This window comes from Geodermatophilus sp. CPCC 206100 (assembly GCF_048569675.1).
Classification (GTDB): domain Bacteria; phylum Actinomycetota; class Actinomycetes; order Mycobacteriales; family Geodermatophilaceae; genus Geodermatophilus.
On record NZ_JAQISV010000020.1, the window covers coordinates 103,774 to 118,957 of the forward strand.

At 75.1% G+C, this 15,184-nt stretch carries 12 protein-coding genes and 1 riboswitch; of the genes, 5 read left to right on the forward strand and 7 right to left on the reverse strand.

Features of this window, described 5'->3' with window-relative positions; all coding sequences use genetic code 11:
- Positions 1–4: 4 nt before the first annotated feature.
- Together PGN05_RS11670 and PGN05_RS11675 are read left to right on the forward strand one after the other, a co-directional pair.
- Positions 5–1,006, forward strand: coding sequence for a Gfo/Idh/MocA family protein (locus PGN05_RS11670; RefSeq protein ID WP_419752707.1), 1,002 nt, complete (start codon positions 5–7; stop codon positions 1,004–1,006).
- Positions 1,007–1,095: 89 nt separating this feature from the next.
- Entirely contained in the window at positions 1,096–1,875 is a 780-nt protein-coding gene (locus PGN05_RS11675) for a hypothetical protein (RefSeq protein WP_419752708.1), read from the forward strand.
- 10 nt (positions 1,876–1,885) lie between these two features.
- On the opposite strand, the gene PGN05_RS11680 is transcribed toward PGN05_RS11675, so the two are convergent.
- Entirely contained in the window at positions 1,886–2,671 is a 786-nt protein-coding gene (locus PGN05_RS11680; RefSeq protein ID WP_419752709.1) for a DUF72 domain-containing protein, read from the reverse strand.
- 106 nt (positions 2,672–2,777) lie between these two features.
- Here PGN05_RS11680 and PGN05_RS11685 point away from each other — a divergent pair, with 106 nt between their 5' ends.
- Positions 2,778–4,184, forward strand: coding sequence for a glucose-6-phosphate dehydrogenase (locus PGN05_RS11685; protein ID WP_419752710.1), 1,407 nt, complete (start codon positions 2,778–2,780; stop codon positions 4,182–4,184).
- Between the two features lie 131 nt (positions 4,185–4,315).
- Here the strand turns inward: PGN05_RS11685 and groL are convergent, their stop codons facing one another.
- The 3 genes from groL to thrC form a co-directional block, all read right to left on the reverse strand.
- Positions 4,316–5,944 (reverse strand): chaperonin GroEL, encoded by a 1,629-nt coding sequence (gene groL / locus PGN05_RS11690; RefSeq protein ID WP_419752711.1) that lies wholly within the window; start codon positions 5,942–5,944, stop codon positions 4,316–4,318.
- A 275-nt stretch (positions 5,945–6,219) separates the two neighbouring features.
- Positions 6,220–6,420 (reverse strand): cold-shock protein, encoded by a 201-nt coding sequence (locus PGN05_RS11695; protein WP_419752712.1) that lies wholly within the window; start codon positions 6,418–6,420, stop codon positions 6,220–6,222.
- Between the two features lie 200 nt (positions 6,421–6,620).
- Positions 6,621–7,922: a threonine synthase gene (thrC, locus tag PGN05_RS11700; RefSeq protein ID WP_419752713.1), complete on the reverse strand. Its 1,302-nt coding sequence runs from the start codon at positions 7,920–7,922 to the stop codon at positions 6,621–6,623.
- Positions 7,923–7,934: 12 nt separating this feature from the next.
- Positions 7,935–8,062, reverse strand: a riboswitch (SAM riboswitch).
- A 125-nt stretch (positions 8,063–8,187) separates the two neighbouring features.
- Here thrC and PGN05_RS11705 point away from each other — a divergent pair.
- A complete protein-coding gene (locus PGN05_RS11705; RefSeq protein WP_419752714.1) occupies positions 8,188–9,069 on the forward strand; it encodes a hypothetical protein in 882 nt (293 codons plus the stop codon).
- Between the two features lie 38 nt (positions 9,070–9,107).
- Positions 9,108–9,932: an HAD family hydrolase gene (locus PGN05_RS11710; RefSeq protein WP_419752715.1), complete on the forward strand. Its 825-nt coding sequence runs from the start codon at positions 9,108–9,110 to the stop codon at positions 9,930–9,932.
- A gap of 33 nt (positions 9,933–9,965) precedes the next feature.
- Here PGN05_RS11710 and PGN05_RS11715 read toward each other — a convergent pair whose 3' ends face one another.
- The 3 genes from PGN05_RS11715 to PGN05_RS11725 form a co-directional block, all read right to left on the reverse strand.
- Positions 9,966–10,835 carry an ABC transporter permease gene (locus PGN05_RS11715; RefSeq protein ID WP_419752716.1) on the reverse strand — a complete coding sequence of 290 codons (870 nt, stop codon included), beginning with the start codon at positions 10,833–10,835 and terminating at the stop codon, positions 9,966–9,968.
- The gene (locus tag PGN05_RS11720; protein ID WP_419752717.1) at positions 10,835–13,738 is read right to left on the reverse strand and encodes an alpha/beta fold hydrolase; all 2,904 of its coding nucleotides are present in this window, start codon (positions 13,736–13,738) and stop codon (positions 10,835–10,837) included. Before PGN05_RS11720 ends, PGN05_RS11715 begins: the two co-directional genes overlap by 1 nt.
- A gap of 89 nt (positions 13,739–13,827) precedes the next feature.
- On the reverse strand, positions 13,828–15,184 hold a 1,357-nt coding region (locus PGN05_RS11725), incomplete at its 5' end, for a LytR C-terminal domain-containing protein (protein WP_419752718.1).

Sequence of the window (15,184 nt, forward strand, 5' to 3'; positions counted from 1 at the left end):
CCGGGTGACTGCAGAGATCCGCTGGGGCATCGTGGGGCCGGGGCGCATCGCCGAGAGCGTGATGGGCGACTTCGCGCACGTCCCCGGCGCCCGGCCGGTGGCCGTGGCCTCCCGCTCCCTCGACCGCGCCACCGCGTTCGCCCGGCAGCACGGCATCGAGCGCGCGCACGGCTCCTACGCCGACATCCTCGCCGACCCGGACGTCGACGTCCTCTACGTGGCGACGCCGCACCCGCAGCACGCCGCGATCGCGCTCGCCGCCATCGACGCGGGCACGGCCCTGCTGGTGGAGAAGGCGTTCACCGCCACCACCGCCGGTGCCGCCGAGGTCGTCGGGCGGGCCCGCGAGCGCGGCGTGTTCGTCATGGAGGCGATGTGGACCCGCTTCCAGCCCGCCGTCGTCCGGCTGCGGGAGCTGATCGCCGAGGGCGCGATCGGCGAGGTGCGCTCGGTGCAGGCCGACCTCGGCGTGGCCCGCGAGTACGACCCCCGCGACCGGCTGTTCGCCCTCGAACTCGGCGGCGGTGCGCTGCTGGACCTCGGCGTCTACGTCGTCTCGTTCGCGCAGATGCTGCTCGGCACCCCGGACACGGTGCGGGTGGCCGGGTCCCTGTTCCCGACCGGGGTCGACGCCGAGGCCGGCCTGCTGCTGGGCTACGACGACGGGCGGACGGCGACGCTCACCGCGTCGCTGCGCCACCCGACGCCCGGCCAGGCCCGCGTCTTCGGGACGACGGGCTGGATCGACGTCCTCCCCCGCTTCCACCACCCGGACACGATCGTCCTGCACCGGGCGGGCGGGGAGCCCGAGACGATCACCCGGCGCCCGACCGGCACCGGCTACGCACACGAGCTGATCGAGGTGACGGAGTGCCTGCGGGCCGGGCGCACCGAGAGCGCGGTCATGCCCCTGGCCGACACCCTCGCCGTGCAGGACGTGCTCGGGCGAGCGGCCGACGCGCTCGGGGTCCGGCACGCCGAGGACCCCGCCGTCCTGCGTGTCTGACGGGACCAAGGTCCTCAAAGGTTGAAGTTCTGGTCGGCGCTGCCGATGAGTGGAGTGACTCCACCCACCGACCCCGCAGGGAGCCGACCGTGTTCCTCCTCTCCGGCATCACCGCACTGGCCGCCAAGTGCGCATCCGCTTCCACCGTCGCGCAGGTGGCCACCGGCCTCGGCATCGCCGTCGCCGGCGTGACCGGAGCCGGCGCGGCAGGCGTCCTGCCCGCCCCCGTCCAGGACGGCGTGGCCGGCGCCATCGAGGCGGTCACCCCCTTCGGCGTGCCGTCCTCCGACGACGCGACCGCCGACCCGATCGAGACCGACGACTCGGGCCTCGACGGACCCGGCGACGGCCCCGGCGACGGTCCCGGGGCCGACCCCGGCGAGGTCCCCGCCGCCGCGACGCCGACCGGGCCGGGGACCGACGACGACGGGACGCCGGACCGGGGCCGCGGGGACGCCGGCGAGACCGACGACTCCGGCCTCGACGGCTCCGGGGACGACAGCACCGACGACGAGGGCTCCGACGACGACGGCACGCCCGACCGGGGCCGTGGGGACGCGGGCGCCGCCGCGCCCAGCACCGGCGCGAGCCGCTCGGACGACCCCGAGCGCCGGGCCCGCGAGGCGGAGGAGCGAGCCCGCCGGGACGCCCAGCGCGCCGCCGAGGAGGCAGCGGAGGAGGCCCGCGAGGCCGCCGAGGAGCTGCGCGAGACCGAGAAGCGGGCCCGCCGGGACGCCCAGCGCGCCGCCGAGGAGGCGGCGGAGGAGGTGCGGGAGGCCGGCGAGCGGGCCCGCCGGGACGCCGAGCGGGCCGCCGAGGGCGACCGCTCCGGGCACGGCGGGGACGACCGCGACCGCGACGACGAGTGACCGGGGTCCGCTACGCGGCGTCCCAGGCCAGGCCCGAGGCCTGCTCGGGGGTCGGCACCCGGGACGGGCTGCGACCGGTCCGGCGCACGGCCTCGGCGAAGGCCACCGCGTCGACCACCGCGGCTCCGCCCGGGTCGTTGTTGAAGTAGACGAGCACGTCCTCGTCCGCTGCCCAGGTCGCCGCGAGCCGCTCCGCCCACAGCTGCAGGGTCTCCACCGGGTAGCCCCAGCCGTCGGCGCCGGTGTGCAACCGCAGGTAGCCCCACCCGGCCGTCCGCCACAGGGGAGCCACCGGCTGCTCGGCGCGGTCGGCCCAGCACAGCGCCGCTCCGTAGCGCTCCAGCAGTGCCCGGACCTCGTCGGTCCACCAGCTGTCGTGCCGCGGCTCGACCGCCACGCGGGTGCTCGGCGGGAACTGCGCGAGGCAGTCCCGCAGCAGGCCCACGTCGGCCTTGAGCGTCGGCGGCAGCTGCAGCAGGACGGCGTCGAGCCGTTCCCCGAGCCCGGCCGCGCGCTCCATCAGCCGGCCGACCGGCTCCTCGGGCTCTCGGAGCCGCTTCACGTGGGTGAGGAACCGGCTGGCCTTGACCGCCCAGCGGAAGTCGTCGGGGGTGCGGGTCCGCCAGGCCTCGAACGTGGTCCGCTCGGGCAGCCGGTAGAAGGCGTTGTTGCTCTCCACCGTGGCGAAGTGGGCGGCGTGGTGCTCCAGCCACAGCCGCTGCGGCAGGCGCTGCGGGTAGAAGCGCCCGCGCCAGTCGCGGTACTGCCAGCCCGACGTCCCGATGACCACCGCCACGCGGTCTCCCTACCCCTCGCGGGCCCGGCTCCACGCGCACCGGACGGGTGACACCGGCGGCGACGGGGCAGGAGGTGCCGGGAACCCCCGGCCCGAGAGGAACCCCGTGACCGACCTGCCGCCCACCGTCTTCGTCCTCTTCGGCGCCACGGGCGACCTGTCCCGGCGGATGGTGCTGCCGGCCTTCGCCCAGCTCGCCGAGCGCGGTCTGCTGCCCGCCGACTGGCGGCTGGTGGGCAACGGCCGCGGCGACGTCTCCCACACCGACTTCGCCGAGCTCGCTCACGACGCCGTCGAGGAGTTCGGCCGACCGCTGGACGACGGCGCGTGGGAGGAGTTCGCCGGCCGGCTCCGCTTCGCGGGAGGCGGCTTCGCGGAGTCCGACCCCGGGAGCCTGCTCGACGTGCTCGCGGAGGCCCGCGACGAGCTCGGCGGGGACCCGCAGCTCGTGCACTACCTCGCCGTCCCCCCGTCGGCGTTCGACGGGCTGACGCGGGGCCTGCAGGAGCACGGGCTGACCGAGGGCGCCCGGGTGGTCTACGAGAAGCCCTACGGGACCTCCCCGGAGTCCTTCGCCGAACTCGACGAGCTGGTGCTGTCGGTGCTCGACGAGGACCAGGTCTTCCGGATCGACCACTTCCTGGGCAAGGAGGGGACGCAGGACCTCCACGTGCTGCGCTTCGCCAACGGGCTGTTCGAGCACCTGTGGAGCCGGGAGCACGTGTCCCAGGTGCAGATCGACGTCCCGGAGGACCTCGACGTCGCCCAGCGGGCCGAGTTCTACGACGCCACCGGCGCGGCCCTCGACATGCTGGTGACCCACCTGTTCCAGCTGGCCGCCGAGGTGGCGATGGAGCCGCCGGCCAGCTTCTCCCCCGCCGACCTGCTGCAGGCCCGGGAGGCCGTGCTGTCGTCCTTCCGCCCGCTCGACCCCGGTGAGGTCGTGCTCGGCCAGTTCGACGGCTACACCGACATCGACGGCGTGGCCGACGACTCGGCGACCGACACCTTCGTCGCCGCGCGGCTGTGGGTGGACACCGACCGGTGGCGCGACGTGCCGTTCGTGCTGCGGACCGGCAAGCGCATGGCGGCCAGCGAGCAGCGGGTCAGCCTGCTGCTGCGCAAGCCGGACGGGCCGGTCGAGGCGATCCCCGGGCACGGCAACGTGCTGTCTCTGTCGCTGTCCGGCTCCGGGGCGGTGGACCTCGCGCTGGTCGCCAAGCGGCCCGGTCCCGATCTCGCCCTGGCCCGCGCCACCGCGACGCTGGAGCTGGCCGACGTCCCCGGCGGGGAGCCGCTGCCGCCCTACGCCTCACTGCTGCACGACGTCCTGATCGGCGACCGCTCCCTGTTCACCAGCAGCGCGGGGCTGCGCAGCGCGTGGGCGGCCTTCGCCCCGCTGGCGCAGGACCGCCCGCCGGTGCACCGGTACGCACCCGGCTCGTGGGGACCGGCGGAGGCGCAGGCCCTGGCCGGACCGGGCGGCTGGCTGCTCGGCGACGGCGGGGACTGAGCGCCGCCGCTCCGCCGGACGCCGACAGGGGCGGCCCGCCGAAGCGGACCGCCCCTGCAGGTGACGGACTGGGGCTACGTCGCAGGGACCCACGGCGCGCGGAGCGTGTCGTGGGGGGCGACGTGGTCCTCTTAGAAGTCCATGCCGCCCATGCCGCCGTCGCCACCCGGCATGGCCGGGGCGGCCTTCTCCGGCTTGTCGGCGATGACGGCCTCGGTGGTGAGGAAGAGCGCCGCGATCGAGGCGGCGTTCTGCAGCGCCGAGCGGGTCACCTTGGCGGGGTCGATGATCCCGTTGGCGACCAGGTCCACGTACTCGCCGCTGGCGGCGTTGAGGCCCCAGCCGGTCTCCGAGTTGCGGACCTTCTCCGCGACGACGCCACCCTCGAGGCCGGCGTTGATGGCGATCTGCTTCAGCGGCGCCTCGAGCGCGACGCGCACGATGTTGGCACCGGTGGCCTCGTCACCCGTGAGCTCGAGCTTGTCGAACGCGACGGCCGTGGCCTGCGCCAGGGCGACGCCACCACCGGCGACGATGCCCTCCTCGACGGCGGCCTTGGCGTTGCGCACCGCGTCCTCGATGCGGTGCTTGCGCTCCTTGAGCTCGACCTCGGTCGCGGCGCCGGCCTTGATGACGGCGACGCCACCGGCCAGCTTGGCCAGGCGCTCCTGCAGCTTCTCGCGGTCGTAGTCGGAGTCCGACTTCTCGATCTCGGCGCGGATCTGGTTGACCCGACCGGCGATCTGGTCGCTGTCGCCGGAGCCCTCGACGATCGTCGTCTCGTCCTTGGTGACGACGACCTTGCGGGCGCGGCCGAGCAGCTCGGTCCCGGCGGACTCCAGCTTGAGGCCGACCTCCTCGCTGATGACCTGGCCACCGGTGAGGATGGCGATGTCGGTCAGCATGGCCTTGCGGCGGTCACCGAAGCCGGGGGCCTTCACCGCGAGGGACTTGAAGGTCCCGCGGATCTTGTTCACGACCAGGGTCGCCAGGGCCTCGCCCTCGACGTCCTCGGCGATGATGGCCAGCGGCTTGCCCGACTGCATGACCTTCTCCAGCAGCGGGAGCAGGTCCTTGACCGAGCTGATCTTGCTGTTGACGACGAGCACGTACGGGTCGTCGAGGACGGCCTCCATGCGCTCGGCGTCGGTGACGAAGTAGGGCGAGATGTAGCCCTTGTCGAAGCGCATGCCCTCGGTGAGCTCGAGCTCGAGGCCGAAGGTGTTGCTCTCCTCGACGGTGATGACGCCTTCCTTGCCGACCTTGTCCATCGCCTCGGCGATGAGCTCGCCGATGGCCGGGTCAGCGGCGGAGATCGACGCGGTGGCGGCGATCTGCTCCTTGGTCTCGACGTCCTTGGCGGTCGAGAGGAGGTACTCGGTGACCGACTCGACGGCCTTCTCGATGCCCTTCTTCAGGGCCATCGGGTTGGCGCCGGCGGCGACGTTGCGCAGCCCCTCGCGGACGAGGGCCTGGGCGAGCACGGTGGCGGTGGTGGTGCCGTCACCCGCGACGTCGTCGGTCTTCTTGGCGACCTCCTTGACCAGCTCGGCGCCGATCTTCTCCCACGGGTCCTCGAGCTCGATCTCCTTGGCGATGCTCACACCATCGTTGGTGATGGTGGGGGCACCCCACTTCTTCTCGAGGACGACGTTGCGGCCCTTGGGACCGAGGGTCACCTTGACGGCGTCGGCGAGGGTGTTCATCCCGCGCTCGAGGCCGCGGCGAGCCTCTTCCTCGAAGGCGATCATCTTGGCCATGTGGTGATGTCCTCCATGCATGGATCGCTGCACGGCCGGGTTCGGCGCCCGCGACGGACGACACCGGTGGTTGGGCACTCCGTCGGCCCACACACCCGTGCCTCACCGCATCCGACCTGATTGGCACTCGGCACTGTCGAGTGCCAACCGAGAGTCTGGCACTCGACCCTGCCGAGTGCAAGAACGGGGGGTGGGCGGCCGCTGTTCCAGGCCCCCGGACACGACCGAGGCCCGGCCCCCTCGCGGGGAACCGGGCCTCGGCGGGACGTCGGGACTCAGGCGGTGCGCACGCCGTCGGCCTGCGGTCCCTTCTCGCCCTGGACGACCTCGAAGGTGACCCGCTGGCCCTCGTCGAGGCTCTTGTAGCCGTCCATCTGGATGGCCGAGTAGTGGACGAAGACGTCCTGACCGCCGTCGACGGCGATGAAGCCGAAGCCCTTCTCGGCGTTGAACCACTTCACGGTGCCCTGTGCCACGTGTGCTCCCACGTTTCGTGCGGCGGACGACCCCCGAACCAGGGGCCGGGTCTCGCTCTTCCGCCCGTCGAACACGAACGTGGAACGCGAACCGCGGCAGAACGTACAGCACGAAAGGCGAGGTGAGAGCAACCTCACCCACGCGTTCACCGGACGGGGGACGCCGTCCCCCGTCCGGGTTCGCCGCGAACGCTACTCGGTCACCCGATGAGGCCCGCGGCCCGCACCGACCTCAGCGACGGCTCCACCCGGTGGGTCGGGCCGACGACCGGCTCCAGCGGGTCGAGGGTCTTGAGCCCCTCGCCGGTGTTGAGGACGACGGTCTCCTTCGCCGGGTCCAGCCGGCCGTCCTCGACCAGCTGGCGGAGCACCGCGATCGTCACCCCGCCGGCGGTCTCGGCGAAGACGCCGGTGGTGCGGGCGAGGTCGCGGATGCCCTGCACGATCTGCTCGTCGCCCACCTTGCCCACGGCTCCGCCGGTGCGCCGGATCGCGTCGAGGGCGTAGGGCCCGTCGGCGGGGTTGCCGATGTTCAGCGACTTGGCGATGCCGGTCGGCTTGACCGGCTTGACGACGTCCCAGCCGTTGTCGAAGGCGGTGGCGATCGGGTCGCAGCCGGCCGACTGGGCGCCGAAGATCGTCCACTCGCTCGCCTCGACGATCCCGGCGGCGGTGAGCTCGCGGAAGGCCTTGTCCACCTTGGTGAGCAGCGATCCCGAGGCCATGGGGATGACGACCTGGGCCGGGATCCGCCAGCCGAGCTGCTCGGCGATCTCGTAGCCCATCGTCTTCGAGCCCTCGGCGTAGTACGGCCGCACGTTCTGGTTGACGAAGGCGGTGTCCTCGAACTCGTCGGTCTCGGCGAGCTCGCTGGTCAGCCGGTTGACGTCGTCGTAGGAGCCGTCGACGGCCACCAGGGTCTGCCCGTAGACCGCCGACTGCACGACCTTGCCCGGCTCCAGGTCGCTCGGGATGAACACGAACGACGGGATGCCGACCCGCGCCGCGTGTGCGGCCACCGAGTTGGCCAGGTTGCCGGTCGAGGCGGCGGCGATCTTGGTGTAGCCCAGCCGCTTGGCGGCGGTGGCCGCGAGGCTGACCACCCGGTCCTTGAACGAGTGGGTCGGGTTGGCCGAGTCGTCCTTCACCCACAGCCCACCGGTGATGCCCAGCTCCGCGGCGAGCCGGTCCGCGCGCACGAGCGGGGTCAGGCCCGGGTCGAGCGAGACGCGACCGGCCGGGTCCTGCCCGACCGGCAGCAGCGCCACGTAGCGCCAGATGTTCTGCGGGCCGGCCTCGATCTGCTCGCGAGTGACCGCCCGCATGAGCTCGGGGTCGTAGTCGACCTCGAGCGGGCCGAAGCACTCGGCGCAGGCGTGCTCGGCGACCAGGCCGAAGGTGGCGCCGCAGTTGCGGCACACCAGCCCGCGGGCCGGACACGGCGGGATGGGGCCGCCGGCGCTGGAGTCGGCCTGGACAGAACCGGGAGCGGTCAGGGTCATGCGACGACTACCTCCTCATCTTCCCCGCACCGGGCCGTCGAGCCGCGCGGGACGGAATTGGCACCTTCCGCCGCGCGGTGCGCGGACGGCGGTTGCCGGGGCTTCATCGGGCCGTGTCCCTCTGCCCCTCTGGATGAGTGGAACGGGCCGACTGTACCCGCACGGCAAGCGGCGACCCGGGGTCGGGCCGGAGCCGGAGCCCGTTGACCCGGCGGCCGGGGGCGCCCACGATCCAGCGGTCCGGACCGCAGAGGAGGGGTGCTCCGTGCACCTGGTCGCCCGGGGCAGCCGGCTCGCGGTCGCCTGCCTGCTGGTCCTGGCCACGGCCGCCTGCGAGACCGGGCCGGCGGCCGACCCGGGTGCGGCGGGACCGTCGGCGAGCCGCTCCTCCGCCCAGCCGGAACCGGGCGGGCTGAGCGGCAGCCTCCTGCAGTTCCGCCGCGACGTGGCCGGCCGGCGCCTGCAGGTGCGCCTCACCGCCGACACCGGCGGCCTGGTGGTGGAGGCCCTCGAGCTGGTGGTCGACGGCCTGCCCACCGCGCCGGCCGACCCGCGGGACGCCGAGCTCCGTCCCGGCACGCCGCTGGACCTGCCCGTGGTCGCGGGCGCGAGCGACTGCGCGGGAGCGCCGTCGGCCCCGTCGGCGAGGGTCCGGGTGCGGGACGGCACCGGCGCCCGCCGGGAGGTCACCGTCCCCCTCGACGACGGCGGGCTCGTGCGCAGGCTGCACGCGTCCGACTGCGCCGAGCAGGAGCTGTACCGCCAGGTGGCGATCGAGGTGGTCGGCGTCCGGCCGGCGGGGCCCCCCGCCGGGCCGGCCCTCGACGTCGACGTCCGGTTCCGCCGCGTCGGCGGCAGCGAGCCGGTGCGGGTGACGGGGACCGCGCCCAACACGATCTACAGCATCTCCGCCGTCGGCCCCCTGCCCACCCTGGACCGGCAGCCCACGGTGGACCTCGCCCTGCGCATGGTCCCGGCCCGGTGCGATCCGCACGCGCTCGGCGAGAGCTACACGACCGGCCTGATCGGGCTCGTCCTCGCCGTCGGGGAGGCGGCGCCGCGGACCGTCGTCCTCACCCCCGCGGACGACGTCCGCCGGCAGCTGGAGACCTTCGCCGTGGACACCTGCCGCGCGCCGACGGGGTGACCGGGGGCGGTGGGGGGGCGGGACGCCAGGATGTCCCGGTGACCCCGGCACGCGTCGTCTACACCGACCTCGACGGCACGATGGTCGGCCCGCGGGGGTCGTTCTGGCACACCGCGACCCGCGACCTGACCGCCGATCCGGCCGCGGCCCTGCTCGACCTGCACCGGGCCGGCGTCGCCCTCGTGCTGGTCAGCGGGCGCACCTTCGAGCAGGTGGTGGAGGCCGCGCGCATCTTCGCCGCGGACGGCGCGATCGCCGAACTGGGTTCGGTGGTCGGCTGGGACGGCGGCCGCGGCGTGCACCGGCTGACCGGCGAGCTGCCCGCCGAGCACGCCGGCCGCGCGCCCATGGAGGTGATGGCCGAGCTCGGGGTCGTCGAGGACCTCATCGCCGCCCACCCCGGCCGGCTGGAGTGGCACGCGCCGTGGCACGCCACGCACACGACCGACGCGCTGCTGCGCGGCCGGGTGGACCCGCTCGCCGTCGACGCCGCGCTGGCCGGGCGCGGGTTGGGGTGGCTGACCCTCAACGACAACGGGTCGGTCCCCGCGACGTCCCGCATGACGCTGGCCCCCGAGGCGCTGCCGCCCCGGGTCTACCACCTGATGCCGCGCGGCATCTCCAAGGGCGCCGCGATCGCCTGGGACCTCGACCGGCGCGGGCTCCCGCCAGAGGCCGCCGTGGCGATCGGCGACAGCGTCAGCGACCTGGAGATGGCCCCGGCCGTCGGCCGGCTGTGGATCACCGCCAACGGCGCCCGCGTGGACGGGATGGCCGAGCTGCTGGCCGCCGTCCCCAACGTGACGGTCACCGACGAGCCGATGGGCGAGGGCTGGGCCCAGGCCGTCCGCGCCAGTCTCTGACCCGTCGGTTTCCGCGGAAACCGACGGGTCTGCTCAGGAGGTGACGTCGCGGCGGGCGAAGTGGCGGAAGGCCAGCGCGGTGAAGATCGCCGCGTACACCAGCGACTGGACGACGCCCCGGAACAGGTCCCCGGAGTCGACGGGGGTCTGCAGGAGGTCGGTCCAGGCGAACTCCTCCGCGGTCGGGAACCAGTCGCGGATGGCGCCCAGCTGCTCGACCTGGTCGAGGATCGCGAAGACGAACATGGTGAACACCGCGCCGCCGACCGCGGCCAGCGGGGCGTCGGTGATCGTGGAGAACCAGAACGCCAGCGTGCCGACGACGAGCAGGTGGACGGCGAGGTAGCCGACCATCCCGGCCAGCCGCAGCAGCCCCTCCCCCTGGCCGAGCGTCACGCCGATGGGCGTCTGGATCGCGTCGAAGCCGAACGCGATGCCGCCGGCGACCAGCCCGGTGAGCACCAGGGCCACCAGCGCCCCGACGGAGAGCACCAGCGCGGCGTACCACTTCTGCCGGAGCAGCCGCATCCGCGGCACCGGCGTGGCCAGCGTGTAACGCAGGGACCCCCACTGCGCCTCGGCCGCGACCGTGTCGCCGAAGAACAGCGCGTAGACGACGACCAGGAAGAAGCTCGTGGTCGCGAACAGCACGAACAGCGTGAAGTTCAGCCCGCTGGAGGTGGCGACGTCGACCAGGTTGAGCCGGCCGTTCTCCGCCGCCTCCTCGCTGGCGCCCAGCTGGAGCGCGGCGATGAGGATCAGCGGCAGGGCCACCATGAGCGCGAAGACACCCAGGGTGCGGCGCCGCTTGAACTGCCGGCGCAGCTCGACCGACAGCCGCAGGGTCCGCTCGGGCCGGTAGCCCGCCACGGCCCCGGTGGGCTGCACGTGTGCGGTCTCCATCAGGCTTCCTCTCCCACGAGCGCCAGGAAGGCGTCCTCCAGCCGGCGCCGTGGCGTGAAGGCGTCGACCTCGATCCCGGCCTCCACCAGCGCCTGCAGCGCGCGGCCCCGGCTGGTGCCGTCGAGCTCGGCGACCAGCCCCTCGTCGGTGCGGCTCGCCGACACCCCGGGCAGCCCCTCGAGGACGGCGATGGCGCGGTCGGTCTCGGTGTCGTCGGCCAGGCCGACCAGGACCGCGCCACCGGTGCCGACGATCTCCTCGACGGTGCCCTGGGCGATCTTCTGCCCCTTGGCCATCACGACGACGTGGCTGCAGGTCTGCTCGATCTCGCTGAGCAGGTGGCTGGAGACGATCACCGTGCGGCCGGTCGCCGCGTAGGAGCGCAGCACCTCGCGCATGGCGTGGATCTGGGGCGGGTCCAGCCCGTTGGTCGGCTCGTCGAGGACGAGCAGGTCGGGCAGGCCGAGCATCGCCTGGGCGATCGCGACGCGCTGCCGCATGCCCTGGCTGTAGCGGCGCACCGGCCGGTCGAGGGCCGCGCCGAGGCCGGCGACCTCGATCGCCTCCTCCATGTGCGCGTCGGCCGCCGGGCGGCCGGTGGCCGCCCAGTACAGCCGCAGGTTGTCGCGGCCGGACAGGTGCGGCTGCAGGCCGGTGCCCTCGACGAACGAGCCGAGCCGGGAGAGCACGGGTGCGCCCGGGCCGGCCGCGTGGCCGAAGATGCTGATCCGCCCCTCGTTGGGCCGGATCAGCCCCATGAGCATGCGCAGCGAGGTGGTCTTGCCGGCGCCGTTGGGCCCGAGCAGGCCGAGCACCTGGCCGCGGCGGACCTCGAAGGACAGGTCGCGCACGGCGACGAAGCCGTCCTTGTAGGCCTTGGTCACGCCGGTGAAGCGCAGGGGGACGTCCTCGCCGTCGGGCTCGACGGCCGACACCCGCCGCCGGCGCCGGCGGCCCCAGAGGACCGCGGCCAGCCAGCCGAGCAGGCCCAGCGCCGCGAGCACGCCCAGCAGCACCCACCACCGCGAGGTCCCCGCGGCGGCCTCGGTCCGGCCGTCGACCTCGGGGACGGCGAGCGCGGCGCCGTCCCCGTCGGCCAGTGCGACCGAGTAGACGGTGGCCTCGGCCGGCAACGCGAACGCCTGGTCGGTCGAGGAGACGACGACCCGCATCGTGTGGCCGGCCTCGAAGCGGTGCACGATGCCGGGCAGGGTCACCGGGACCTGGGTGGGCGCGGAGGGGTCGGCCGACAGCCCGGTGAGCGCCAGCGGGGCCACCTGGCCGGCCGGCAGTGTCATCGACCCGTCCGGCGCGACGTCGTAGAGCTTGGCGAACAGGGTGGCGCTGCCGCGCGCGGAGGCGACCGCGAGGTCCACGGTCGGGGCGCCCACCACCTCGACGGCGGCGTCGAGCGGCTCGCTGTCGAAGGCGGCGAACTGGCCGGGGATCTCGAAGGCGCTGCCCCCGAGGGCCGTGCTCAGCGATCCGAGGCCGGGGACGACCGTGATCGCCGCCGGCGTGCCACCGGCCGGCGTCACCACCGGCTGCAGCGGCCCGCTGACCGCGACCGTCGCCCGCTCGGCGGGGTCGGCGCCGGCCAGGCCGGGGTAGGCGGGGGCGGAGACGGTCTGGTTGCCGCCCTGCACGTTGCCGACGCCGGCGCCCACGCCACTGGGGACCGGGAACTCGAAACCGGTGCCGGGGTCCTCGCCCGCACCGCGCAGGTGCCAGTCGAACCAGCCGGCGACCTGCTCGCGCAGCTGCTCCCGGGTCCGCTCCGAGCCCTGGTCGTCGTGGCCGCCGGCGTACCAGACGACCTTCACGGGGGTGCCGTGGGCCGCGATGCCGCGGGCGTTGGCGTCGGCCTGGCCCAGCCCGAACAGCGAGTCGCGGGTGCCCTGGACGAGCAGCGTCGGGGCCTCGATGCGGTCGAGGACCGTGGCCGGGCTGCTGCGGTCGAGCACCGCGGCGATCGCCGGCGTGAGCGTGCCGGTGGCCGCGGCCTCCTGGTAGGCGGCACAGATGTCGGCGCGGAAGCGGCCGCAGGTCAGCAGCTGCTCGACCTGCGCGGGGTCGACCGAGGAGGGGTCGATCGGCAGGCCCGCACCGTCCGCCCCGCCGGCGGCGGCGACCGGGTCCCCGCCCTCGTCGTCGCTCCCCGCGCCGTCGCTCCCCGCGCCGGCGCCGAGCGCGTCGAGCAGCCCGCCGGTCGGCACCGAGCCGACGCCGAAGAACAGCCCCGACCACAGCCGCTCGTAGACCCCACCGGGGCCCTGCGGGGTGGCGGCGACGGTGCCGCCGTCGGCCGCGCCGACCTGGGACGGGAACAGCGCGGCGGTCAGCGAGTTCCAGGTGATCTGCGGGGCGATCGCGTCGATCCGGTCGTCGTAGGCGGCGCCCAGGAGCGACAGCGCGCCGCCGTAGGACCCGCCGGCGACGCCCACCCGCGGGTCGCCGTCGCCGTCGAGCAGGACGTCGTCGCGCTCGGCGAGCCGGTCGATGAGGGCCGAGAGGTCGGTGATCTCGAACCGGGGGTCGTTGAGCCCGATCTGGCCGGTGCTGCGGCCGAAGCCGCGCGCCGAGTAGGTCAGGACGACGTAGCCGCGCTCGGCCAGCAGGCGGGCGTCCTCGGCGACGGAGTCCTTGCTGCCACCGAAACCGTGCGCGAGGACGACCGCGGCGGTCGGGTCGTCGGCGCCGGCCGAACCGGGGACGTACAGCGTGGTGTCGAGCTCGACGGCGTCCGCCCCCGTCCCGGAGGGGACGATCGCCTCCTCGGTGGCGACGTCCTCGGCGGCGGCCGCCGGCGCGGCGGGCGCGACCACGAGGAGGACACCGGAGAGCAGCGGGGTGAGCAGGGCGGCGAGCGTCGCACGGGCGCCGGGGCGCGGGCGGGGACGCACGGGCCCGCGAAGGGGACGCACGGAGCGGCCAACGGTCGACCACCGCCGGGTGTTCCGGACGCGCCGGTCCCGTTCCGCCGGCCGCAGGGTCAGGGGCGCCACTCCCCCGTCGCGACCAGCACGAGGCCCGGCGCGACGGTGTCCGGCACCTCGAAGAACCGCTCGGCCGGGCCGTGGATCTCGGGGAACTGCTCGACCAGCTGAGCGGCGGCCTGCTGCTGGGTCGCGTCGCCCTTCGCGTAGTAGACGGTGGTCACCGCGATGTCGCCGCCCTGGTACTCGCCGACGCCGGGGGACTCCCACCCCTGCCCGCCGATCGCGTCGGCCACCTCCCGGGCCAGCCCGGTGATGCCCGTGGCGTTGAGCACGGTCACCGGAGCGCGCACCGGCGTGGCCGGGGCCCCGTCGGCCGGCGGCAGGGGCGCCACCTCCAGCGGCGGCAGCGCGGAGCTCGGGGACGCCGGGGCGGCCGACGTGGTCGGGGTGGGTGCGGTCGACTGCGCGCGCGAGGCCTCCTCGGCGTCGGGCACGGCGAAGGAGTAGACGCCGAGCACCAGCAGCGCGACGACGGCGACGGCGAGCAGGCCCGTGGCGGCGCGGCGGACACCCGAGGGACGGCGCTCGTCCTCGTCGTCGTCCAGCCGGGGCACGGTGGAGCGGTTGCCCGCCTTGCGGCGGGCGGCCTCGGCGGCGTGCCGCTCGGCCCGCAGGGCGGCCCGGCCGCCCACGACCGCGGTCGACGGACCGGTCCCGGGGTCGGTCCAGGGGTCGCGGTCCCGGTCCCGGTCGGAGGGCTCGTCCCGGGCGGCGGCCACGCCGTCGGCCTCGTCCCAGCGAGCGTCGACACCCCCGTCGTCCCAGCGCTCGTCGTCCCAGCGGTCGTCGTCGACGTCCACGTCGCGGCCGGCGGCGGTGCGGTCCGGGATCGCCTCGGTGGCGGGGGCCGGGGCCCGGCGGGCGGAGCTCCCGCTGCGGGCGGTGTTGCGGTCGGGGATGGCCGTGGTGGCCGGCCGGTCCTCCTCGGGGCGTGACGGGCTGGTCCAGTCCCGGTAGCCGGGCGCGGAACTCGCGCCCCCGGCGAGCGGCTGACCGGTCCGCCAGGACGGCTCCTCCGCCCGGCGGGCGTCGGTGCGCCTGCGGCCGCTCTGCGGGAGGTCGGTGGGGCGGGCGTCCACGCCGGCGGCGGAGGCCGGCTCCTCGTCCCCGTGCCCGGGGCTGGGCACCGCCTGGAACGGCGCCACGGTGGTGCGGGGGCCCTCCGGAGCGACCGGTGCGGGGGGTGCGGCGGCCGCTGCGGGTGGCACGGGGAGCCGCAGCCGGGTCTCGGGTGTGGGCTCGGCTGGCACCGGGCGGGAGGCCGGTCGCGCGGGGGCGGCCGGCGCCGCGGACCGGGACGCCGCGGGCACCGGGCGGGGCGGCGCCGCGGCGGCGGCACGGGCGGGCACC

Excerpts from the sequence above, each read along its gene's own strand:
- PGN05_RS11715 (WP_419752716.1), bottom strand. The coding sequence starts at position 10,835 with ATGGAGACCGCACACGTGCAGCCCACCGGGGCCGTGGCGGGCTACCGG.
- thrC (WP_419752713.1), bottom strand. The coding sequence starts at position 7,922 with ATGACCCTGACCGCTCCCGGTTCTGTCCAGGCCGACTCCAGCGCCGGC.
- groL (WP_419752711.1), bottom strand. The coding sequence starts at position 5,944 with ATGGCCAAGATGATCGCCTTCGAGGAAGAGGCTCGCCGCGGCCTCGAG.